The organism is Phyllobacterium sp. P5_D12 (genome assembly GCF_054049495.1).
Genome location: NZ_JBFUMG010000160.1, coordinates 1 through 8,982 on the forward strand (window position 1 = coordinate 1; position 8,982 = coordinate 8,982).

General features: G+C 56.7%; 8 protein-coding genes and 2 pseudogenes. 3 read left to right on the forward strand and 7 right to left on the reverse strand.

Going from position 1 to position 8,982, the window contains the following annotated elements; genetic code table 11:
• Both ACXJ5O_RS12585 and ACXJ5O_RS12590 read left to right on the forward strand, forming a co-directional pair.
• Positions 1–318: hypothetical protein (locus ACXJ5O_RS12585; protein ID WP_457300178.1), on the forward strand; the 318-nt coding region annotated here is incomplete at its 5' end.
• A 52-nt stretch (positions 319–370) separates the two neighbouring features.
• Positions 371–1,594: an alpha/beta hydrolase gene (locus tag ACXJ5O_RS12590; protein ID WP_457300184.1), complete on the forward strand. Its 1,224-nt coding sequence runs from the start codon at positions 371–373 to the stop codon at positions 1,592–1,594.
• A 45-nt stretch (positions 1,595–1,639) separates the two neighbouring features.
• Here ACXJ5O_RS12590 and ACXJ5O_RS12595 read toward each other — a convergent pair whose 3' ends face one another.
• From ACXJ5O_RS12595 to glnQ, 3 genes and pseudogenes are all read right to left on the reverse strand, one after another.
• Positions 1,640–1,861: a hypothetical protein gene (locus ACXJ5O_RS12595; RefSeq protein ID WP_112532647.1), complete on the reverse strand. Its 222-nt coding sequence runs from the start codon at positions 1,859–1,861 to the stop codon at positions 1,640–1,642.
• On the reverse strand, positions 1,858–2,670 hold the full coding sequence (locus ACXJ5O_RS12600) for a DUF2092 domain-containing protein (protein WP_457300179.1): 813 nt from the start codon (positions 2,668–2,670) through the stop codon (positions 1,858–1,860). The genes ACXJ5O_RS12595 and ACXJ5O_RS12600 overlap by 4 nt, the downstream gene beginning before the upstream one ends.
• 414 nt (positions 2,671–3,084) lie before the next feature.
• Positions 3,085–3,306 (reverse strand): annotated as a pseudogene (gene glnQ, locus ACXJ5O_RS12605) (glutamine ABC transporter ATP-binding protein GlnQ); the annotation flags it as partial.
• Positions 3,307–3,939: 633 nt separating this feature from the next.
• On the opposite strand from glnQ, the gene ACXJ5O_RS12610 reads away from it, so the two are divergent.
• Positions 3,940–5,460 (forward strand): FAD-dependent oxidoreductase, encoded by a 1,521-nt coding sequence (locus tag ACXJ5O_RS12610; RefSeq protein WP_457300180.1) that lies wholly within the window; start codon positions 3,940–3,942, stop codon positions 5,458–5,460.
• Positions 5,461–5,755: 295 nt separating this feature from the next.
• On the opposite strand, the gene ACXJ5O_RS12615 is transcribed toward ACXJ5O_RS12610, so the two are convergent.
• The 4 genes and pseudogenes from ACXJ5O_RS12615 to ACXJ5O_RS12630 all read right to left on the reverse strand — a co-directional run.
• Entirely contained in the window at positions 5,756–6,067 is a 312-nt protein-coding gene (locus tag ACXJ5O_RS12615) for a hypothetical protein (RefSeq protein WP_457300181.1), read from the reverse strand.
• Positions 6,068–6,582: 515 nt separating this feature from the next.
• Complete coding sequence (locus tag ACXJ5O_RS12620; protein ID WP_457300182.1) at positions 6,583–8,259, reverse strand: SulP family inorganic anion transporter; 1,677 nt, start codon at positions 8,257–8,259, stop codon at positions 6,583–6,585.
• A 171-nt stretch (positions 8,260–8,430) separates the two neighbouring features.
• Positions 8,431–8,769, reverse strand: coding sequence for a hypothetical protein (locus ACXJ5O_RS12625; RefSeq protein ID WP_457300183.1), 339 nt, complete (start codon positions 8,767–8,769; stop codon positions 8,431–8,433).
• Between the two features lie 33 nt (positions 8,770–8,802).
• Positions 8,803–8,982: pseudogene (locus ACXJ5O_RS12630) on the reverse strand (histidine kinase); the annotation flags it as partial.

The window sequence follows — 8,982 nt, forward strand, 5'->3', positions numbered from 1 at the left end:
GGCAGCGGGATTGTCACCGGAGTTCTCCCGGCTCATCAGGCTGGATGTGCCCTCTCCATCTGCACCGCAAAAACAATGATACCGATAGCACAATGGAAATTCGCAACGCTGCCCTTTACCGAAATCAATGGCAGTCCGATCATTCGTGGCACCAATGACGTTTGCGGCTGTAGAGTTCCTCTGGTATGGGTATTTACCTGTTTCAAACTTAAATTATTTTTTAAATGTGATCGCACTTTACGTTTGAGCGAAAAAGAACTGGGGGGTTCTGTTCAATCTGTGAAGCGACGGTGTGGGGAGTTCACTGATGGTCCCTAAGTCGCCTCTTTTCTTCGGGTGGCCAAAATGGGTGTTGGTCTGCGGCGTCCTCGTGCTCGCGGCAGGTTGTGCTGGTCGTCCAAAAAACGTGTTGTTGCCAGTTGCCGACACCGCGCCTACGTCGAGCAGGGTCGAAATGCTGGTTACGACGACCCGCAGCCGTTCCTCTAATCGTGGTGAGATGTTTACGGGGGAGCGCGGTTTGGCCCCGGCATTTGCAGACATCACCGTGTCGATCCCGCCAAAAAACGTTCGGAAAGAGGGGGAGGTCGCCTGGCCGAAAAGGTTGCCGCCCAACCCGGCGACGGATTTTGCAACGTTGAAAGCAGATGAGCTGACGCGGGAGGGGGCGATAAAATGGCTGAATGTTTCGGTCAAGAAGAGCCCAGATCATAGCGTTCTCGTCTTCGTCCACGGGTTCAACAATCGGTTCGAAGACTCAGTCTACCGTTTCGCGCAGATTGTCCAGGATTCCCGCGTGCATAGTGCCCCTGTGCTGGTGACGTGGCCCTCGCGCGGCAGTCTGCTTGCTTACGGCTATGACCGCGAGAGCACAAACTATACTCGGAACGCTTTGGAAAACCTGTTCCAATATCTCGCGAAGGATCCCGAGGTGAAGGAAGTCTCGATTCTGGCCCACTCAATGGGAAACTGGCTCGCTCTTGAGTCCCTGCGTCAGATGGCGATCCGCAACGGCAAGCTGCCAGCAAAATTCAAGAATGTCATGCTGGCAGCTCCCGACGTGGATGTCGATGTGTTCCGCTCGCAGATTGTTGACATGGGAAAGCAGCACCCGCAGTTCACGCTGTTCGTTTCCCGTGACGACCGCGCGCTGGCGTTTTCACGGCGTGTGTGGGGAAACGTGGCCCGGCTTGGGTCCATCGACCCAGAGCAGCCGCCATATAAACGGGAACTTGAAGACAACAAGATCGCCGTGATTGACCTGACAAAGATTAAGGCCGGCGACAGTCTTAACCACGGCAAGTTTGCGGAATCCCCCGAGGTCGTTCAACTCATCGGCAAACGTATTTCCGAAGGCCAGACGCTCACGGATAACAGGGTAGGCTTCGGCGACCAGATACTTGTGGCGACAACGGGTACTGCTGCCGCAGCGGGTAATGCTGCCGGACTGATCCTGGCCGCTCCCGTTGCCGTTGTCGATCAAACTACCCGCGACAACTTCGGGAGCGAGGTCGGTGGGCTGACCGGGCCAAGCGGTGTGAGAAAACCTGTCGAAAAGGGCTGCGATACCGGGCCGACGACGAGGTGCAACTGAGACGGCTCTGCTGTACTGCCTCTACACGGTATTTAGCCCCGTATGTTAACAGACATACACTCCGGCCACACAGCGCCGAACTGTGCGCCTCGTAGTACGGCGTGCAGCGCCAGCAACACTGACGGGTGTCAGTGGCCGCCCGACCCTTGCTTCTGCTAGTGTGACAAAACTGATGCCAGGAATGGGCAGTTCCGTTCCCGCTTCCAGCAGGAATGACGAGACGATCCCTGTCAGCAGTGCAATCTTGAGTTTCCTTGAAAGGGTCATTTGGTGCCTCCCACAGCAAAATGGTCCGGAATTTCATCGATGTTTACAAGTTTTTTTGGATCGTCGACCTTCTTGGCGTCGGTCGGAGCCTTGAACGAGAAATTGTCCGCGACGACATCAGTCCCGGACTTCCAGTCACTGATTTGAACGCTGTATTGCGGGCCCTGATCGCCCTTGGGATCGGTGATGACGTACCTGCACGGATAGGGCTCCGCGCCTTGGGCGACCCATATCTGCCAGTCAACATCCTTCGCCCGGAATGCCAGATGATCGCACTCCGTGCCTCCGATCACCCCGCTTCCGAGATCCTTCACATCGACGACGTCTTGCATCAGCTCGCCGTAGACATCCGGCAGGAGGAGATCGGCACCTGACACAGGCCTATTATAAGTATACCGCAACTCGTCGATCAAATGGTCGATCGTCCCGGGCACTTCGAATTGGGCATAGAGATTGTCATCCTTGCCGAGCAGCGTCAGGGTCTTGCCGTCAAATGTCATCTCGACATTGGCAAACCCGCCGGAGCGCGTTGCACGGATCTTGTCTGGCCTTCCCATTTCCATTGTACCCGAGCTTGCGAGCATGAGTTTCTGGTGATCCTTGGTGACGACCTCGAGATTGGTGTCGTATTTGAAGGAGATGGCCTTTTGCTCCGCAAGATAGTCGGACATCGCCTTGAGGATGGTCTTAGCTTCGGCCTCATCTGCCAATGCGCGTGTGGTTGTTCCGGGCGCAATAGTCATAGCCAGCATCGCAGATAGAAGTGCAGTCGCGGTGAAATGCATGGAATTATGAGCGGTTGTGATCATAGAAGTATGCCTTCCTTGTGTTGTTATCGCAGATCCCTCGGATCCTGCGTTCCCTCTCAGGTAAAGCAAATGCTGCGCTCGACAGAGCGCCTCACTTCAAATTTCAATTACGCTGTACATGGCCGGATGCTTTCGCGATCCAAGCAGGCAGAACTGCCAGGCAGAGCCAAGTATCGCTCACCGTATCACGAAGCGGACATGCTCGCGCGTTGTTTCGCCAACAGTCAAGTTTTATAACGCTTCCTGCTTATGGCACTGGCCGATCAAATAAATTGGGTTTGGGTCGCAGGGCAGGATAGTGTTTTCGCAACAATTGAAACACATCGGTTCTGATTGCACCGATCCTGGATGCATTCGAATGAGCGCAATTTCTACGTTCCTTCATTGTGTGTAAGGCGAGATCCGGCGCGCGGATCAAAGGGACTTCAGAAAGGCCGCAGTTTCCGGTCTCTGGGGATTATCGAATATTTGCTCCGACGAGCCCATCTCGTGAATACGGCCATCCCGGAAGAATGCGACGCGATCCGACCCCTCCCGTGCGAAGCGAATTTTATGGGTGACGACAATCATTGTCATGCGCATGGTGTCGAGTACTTCGCCGACGAGCTGCGGATCGAGAGCCGAGGTTAGACGATCGCGAGCACCGTCAGATCCTTGCTGCCTGTCGAGATCGAAATGTGGCTCTAGCTTCGGAACTGCCTGTCAACCACATTACCAAAGCGTGCGAGTCCCTCTTGAGCAACCTGCCAAAGATGAAAGTTCGAAAATAGCACGTGCTGACAAGTCCATCGCCCCCTGAAGGACTGCAACGTACAGCCCTTCCGCTACAACAAGGCGACTGGGAATTCGGGCGATAGTTCATGTGCGGTGGGCGGTCGCCGACGAAGCGAGGGTACCCCCCCCCCGCGGGAGTCAGCGCACTTCGCGTTGCGCTGACTTGCTGAATGTAGGTCTTGAACAGATTGCCGTTTCCGCTCTGGCGGCCGCAGCGGCGCGGCTCGCATCCATGCGACGCACCGGCATTGGCGTAGCTGAACCTTCGACCGCGGCTCAAGCCTGAGCCATCAACGTCCGCCGTTGGCGTAAAGCGGACTTACATTCTTTATGTCGATACCGATGCCGACTGTTCGTATCAGAAAGCGGCACGGTCGATCGATCGTAGGTGCGCTTCTATCCCCGCATAACAGGTCGTAATATACTGAAGTCCAACTGACAGTCAGCAGTATCGCCTTCAAGGCTGCTATCTGTTCACTATCAAGGGAGACACCTATGGTTGGAAACCAGTCCCCAATCGGCCCAGACCTGACGCTGGGCGTTCCTGTGACCGCCCTCGACGGAGGGAAGCTCCTCGGTCATGTCGGCCAACAGGACGTCCTCCTTTTGCGCGTGGCGGACGAGATCTTTGCGATCGATGCTTATTGCAGCCACTATCACGGACCCCTCATCGATGGGCTGGTGGTGGAAAGCACGGTGCGCTGTCCCTGGCACCACGCATGCTTCGATCTGCGTAGTGGCGAAGCTATCCGCGCGCCGGCTCTAAGCTCATTGTCGTGCTGGCGTGTCGATAAGCGAGATGGACATCTCTTCGTTCAACATAAGCGTGATGACCAAAAACAGGCACAGCCATCGCAATCGGCCGCACCGGAACGCATAGTCATCATTGGTGGTGGTGCGGCGGGTTTTGCCGCGGCGGAAATGCTTCGCAGGCGGGATTTCCAGGGCAGCATTGTCATGCTTAGCGCAGACTCCGCAGCTCCGGTCGACCGACCGAACCTTTCGAAGGATTACCTGGCGGGCAGCGCGCCCGAAGAATGGCTGCCGCTGCGGTCGGACAAGTATTATACCAAGGCGAAAATCGACCTTCGCCTTCGGACGGAGGTCACCTCCATTGATAGTTCGTCACAAGATATCGTGACTGCTAGCGGCGAGAAGATTCCCTATGATCGGCTGCTCCTGGCAACCGGCGCAGAACCAGTGCGCTTGACCATACCCGGCGCGGATCAGACGAATGTTTATACGCTGCGTACGCTCGATGATAGCCGCGCCATCATCGCTGCAGCTAAGAGCGCTCGGCGTGCCGTCGTGATCGGGGCCAGCTTTATCGGGCTCGAGGTTGCGGCCTCTTTGCGCGCACGCGAGATCGAAGTTCACGTCGTCGCTCCGAACAAACGGCCGATGGAGCGAGTTCTCGGACCGCAGATGGGTGATTTCATCCGGGCGCTCCATGAAGAGCGTGGCGTTGTTTTTCATCTCCAAGACACGGTGGTGGCAATTGAAGGCTTGAACGTTCGACTCAAGAGTGGAGCCGTGCATGAGGCCGACTTCGTTGTTGCCGGTATCGGGGTACGACCGCGTCTCGCCTTGGCCGAACAGGCCGGCCTTGCTATCGACAACGGCGTTGTGGTCGATGCCTATCTCGAAACAAGTGTGCCGGGGATTTATGCGGCGGGCGACATCGCGTGCTGGCCAGATCCGCATTCTGGTCAAAACATTCGCGTCGAGCATTGGGTGGTCGCGGAGCGCCAGGGGCAGGTCGCTGCACTCAACATGCTTGGGCTGCAGCAAAAGTTCGACGCCGTGCCTTTCTTCTGGAGCCAGCACTATGACGTCCCGATCAACTACGTTGGTCACGCAGGAAAATGGGATGAGATTGTCGTTGACGGTGACATCAAAGCGAAGGACTGCGCGCTGCAATACAGAAACGGCGGACGGGTTCTCGCCACAGCCTCAATATATCGGGATATCGAAGGTCTGGAGGCCGAGGTGCGTATGGAGCGCGAAATCGCTTAAAGTCACGCAATCCTGCGACCGTCGACTTTTTGCCCGCTGCTGCCGCCCAACCAGTGGATCAGAAAGGACCGCATCGGGTGTAGAGCCGACACGTCGGCGGCCAACGATCTGCAGTCCAACCGGGCGTTCAATTCGCATCGGATCATGCCTTTCGAATGATCTGGCCGTCGCGCATTTCGAACACACCGTTGCCCCCGCCTTGAGCGTAAAAATCCGCTTCCAAATCACCCCCCCACTCATGTGTTCTCCGCAGGAGCTACAGTAGTGCAGCGGCTGCCATTCTTTGCCATATTTTTCAGCGCCAGAACTCGTCCAGATAGTCAATGACCTCGCCGTCAGATCCTGCGACCTGGCTAAGCATCATCTGGTCGATCCAAAAGAGGATGGCCTTACGTATCTCCTGATCCTGCCAACCGGCTTCCCTGGCCTTCTCATGCACCCGGATATAGGTGAGGTGGTTGAATGGAAGGGCAATCTGATCCTTGAACATCTCYTCWATCGCGTCCGCACATTCAGCGCCGCGCCGAAGATAGGGGCCGTCCTCCTTGGGCGGCTTTATTTCGTATCGGGTATGGTACGAAACATAAGACTCCTTGCGTTCTCTCATGGCATCACCTCATTATCAGGTGTTCTTAATCCAAGCCTGTCCCAAAAGGGGATCAGGCCACAGCCGGAAGGTCTCGGCAGGAATGCAACTACGCGAAAGAGACTTTGTTCCGCGTTGGTTCAGCCACCACACGGAGTCTATCGCGTGAACAGCGTTTTTTGGGTCCGTCTGCTCGCAAATCCCCTAAAAATAAAAGCCGACTAATCGCGATGGTGATAGCTAGCTCAACCAGGAATTCCAACTCGTAGAGATAAAGGGGCGGTTCCTTCCGCTCATCTTCCGGGCCCTCTTCTGTTCGCATAGGATTACTCCTTTCAGACGTCTTCCAGTGGTTCAGAGCGGACAGAATTGTCTGTTAATCTTATGCAGCCGGCGATAGTTTGCACCGGGGCAAATTCAACTGGCGTTACGCGCTTCCGAAAATATCAAAAGCGCGATCGCTCGGCCGGCATTTTTCTGTTTTCGCTTTTTTCGATCTCGCCTCCACCTTGCGATGCATGCGAGCAGTCCGAGTATCAACCATCCTTGGTAGCGGCCCGGGAGGAAGTGAGATATCGGAGAAGGCCGGCTTCGGCAGTGGGAAACATGCGATCGTTACCAACGTGGTTGGCGAAGCCGGATCTTCGGACGTAGTCAAGCACATCCGGATTGAGGCCTGCCAGCCATATCGCGATTCCCTCTTCCGCAAAACGGCGTTCGCCATCGATCATCATTTGCAGCGCAGAATATTCGATATCGAAGACCCGGCTGAAGTCGAGCATCAGGACGCCTGGCTTGTCTTTGGCAACGAGTTCCCGGATACGGTCGCCGACCTGCTGGGCGTTAGCGAAGAAGAGCCTTCCTTCCGGACGCACGATCAGAAGACCCTCGAAGGTCTCGTCATCCGGGTGCTCCGGCGACATCGGACGCAGCAGGTCCTCGCCCCGTTTGCGGCCGATCACGTGGATGCGCGGACGTGCCACCTGACTGGACAGGCCAATCAGCGACAGCACGATCGCAACAACGATGCCCTGAAGCGTACCGAATGCGAGCACGCCGAGGAAGGCCGCGAGCGCCCATCGGAACTCCATTGTTCGCACCTTGCGGATCGATGCGAACTCGAGCGGCTGGATCAGACCAATTGAATAGACGATCACGATGGCTGCGAGCACAGCCTGCGGCAGAAGCCCCAACAGGGGGGCAAGAGCCAGCATGGTTGCCGCAGAGGCAGCAGCCGTGACGAGAGATGCCCTCTGTGTCCGTCCTCCGACGGCGCGCACCACCGCCGTCTGCGATGTCCCGCCGCCGGCGGGCATGGCTCCGAAGAAAGCGCCAGACAGGTTGGCCGCGCCAATGGCAAGAAGTTCCCGGTTCGCCCTGATCGGCGGATCCGAACGGATAGTAAAGGCCCTGCCGGCGGCAATCGTCTCCGTAAAGCTCATTAGCGCTATGCCGATGGCCCCGGGGAGCAGCATAATCACGAGGTCGGGGGTTGGGAGCGTTATGGAGGGCAAAGCCTGGGGAATGAGGCCGACCGTTGCCACACCGGCACCGCTCAGACCGCCGAACCAGGAGACGGCAATACCTGCGGCGACCACCGCCAGCGGTGCCGGCGAGTGTGGCCAAATGCGCTCTGTAATGAGGAGCACGACCAGCGCCGTCGCTCCGAGTGCCAACGTGACGAGGGAACTCTCGGGAAGATGCTGGCCAAGGCTAAGCACGTCGCGGAGAAAGCCCTCTTTCGTTATGTGGATCCCGAAAAGCTTCGGCACCTGATCAAGCACGATCACGAGACCGATGCCGGCCCTGAAGCCGGTCAGTACGGGCGTTGAAATCAGATTTGCAACGAACCCGAGACGAAGGACAGAAGCGAGAACAAGCAGGGCTCCGGTGAGGGCGGTCAGCGTCGCAGTCGCAGTGATCAGCTTTGCGGGGTCTCCGTCAGGCACCGCCATACCGAGTTCCGCGGCGGTGAGTATCGCCAGAGTGGTAGTTGAGCTGGTGCTCAGGACTCGTGACGTGCCCAGAAGGGCATAGGCGATCATCGGAACAAACGCAGTGTAAAGCCCTATGCTGACTGGCAGGCCAGCGACCGTCGCATAGGCCATGGCTTTGGGCAGGACAACCGCCGCCGCCGTGAGCCCAGCAACCAGGTCGGGACGCAGCCCGCGGTCAGGCTTGTGAGATCGATTGTCCGTGCCGTGGGGTGCCATTGCGCAACGCTCCTATTTGTCCGGACCCGCACACGGGTTCGGCAAAATTGCCCTCAATAGTACTTGCCGCGACACGCGTGTGAGAACGAAATTCGCAATCCGTCAATTGGAACCGTGCCGATTCGTTACTATCTGCGAACATTCAAACGAGATCTTCAAATCTCCCGTCACTTAGTTGCACCCTCTGTTGAGCAAAAATTTTTCCACGGATTTGAGGGCGCTGCCGGAATATTCCTGCGGGTCGAGATCGATTATTAAATCGGGAAACGCAATATTTGCGTTTGGGCTGTCGATGTACTTCTGAAGAAGTTGGCAATGCTTGTTCTCGTTGGCAATACGCACCGCAATAGCTTCAACGAACCCGATGCAAAAACCGTGTTTCAGCTCATCTTTCCTGTCTCTGCACATTGCCTGAAGTTTGGCGAAGGTCGGCTCGTCTGCGAGCGCAGGGCTACCGAAGCTCGCGACAAGGAGGAGGGTCCAAGCGATTTTCCGAATGAGCAGGCTCATGGCAGCTCCTTCCCCTGGTCTATGGTGCCAAATTCAAGCGCGATCTGAACCCCAGTTCAGGAAGAATCCGACGTCGCCGGGCATGCCGTTGGGGAAGCTGATGACCATTGCCTTGAGCTTGAAACCCTGCGGCTTGGCAAGTTTCTGATAGCGATCATAAAACTCCTTTGCCTTGCCTTGCAGCGTTTGTGGCCAGTCTTTGTCGCCGCTGTT

Excerpts from the sequence above, each read along its gene's own strand:
- ACXJ5O_RS12610 (WP_457300180.1), top strand. The coding sequence starts at position 3,940 with ATGGTTGGAAACCAGTCCCCAATCGGCCCAGACCTGACGCTGGGCGTT.
- ACXJ5O_RS12600 (WP_457300179.1), bottom strand. The coding sequence starts at position 2,670 with ATGATCACAACCGCTCATAATTCCATGCATTTCACCGCGACTGCACTT.
- ACXJ5O_RS12595 (WP_112532647.1), bottom strand. The coding sequence starts at position 1,861 with ATGACCCTTTCAAGGAAACTCAAGATTGCACTGCTGACAGGGATCGTC.
- ACXJ5O_RS12625 (WP_457300183.1), bottom strand. The coding sequence starts at position 8,769 with ATGAGCCTGCTCATTCGGAAAATCGCTTGGACCCTCCTCCTTGTCGCG.
- ACXJ5O_RS12620 (WP_457300182.1), bottom strand. The coding sequence starts at position 8,259 with ATGGCACCCCACGGCACGGACAATCGATCTCACAAGCCTGACCGCGGG.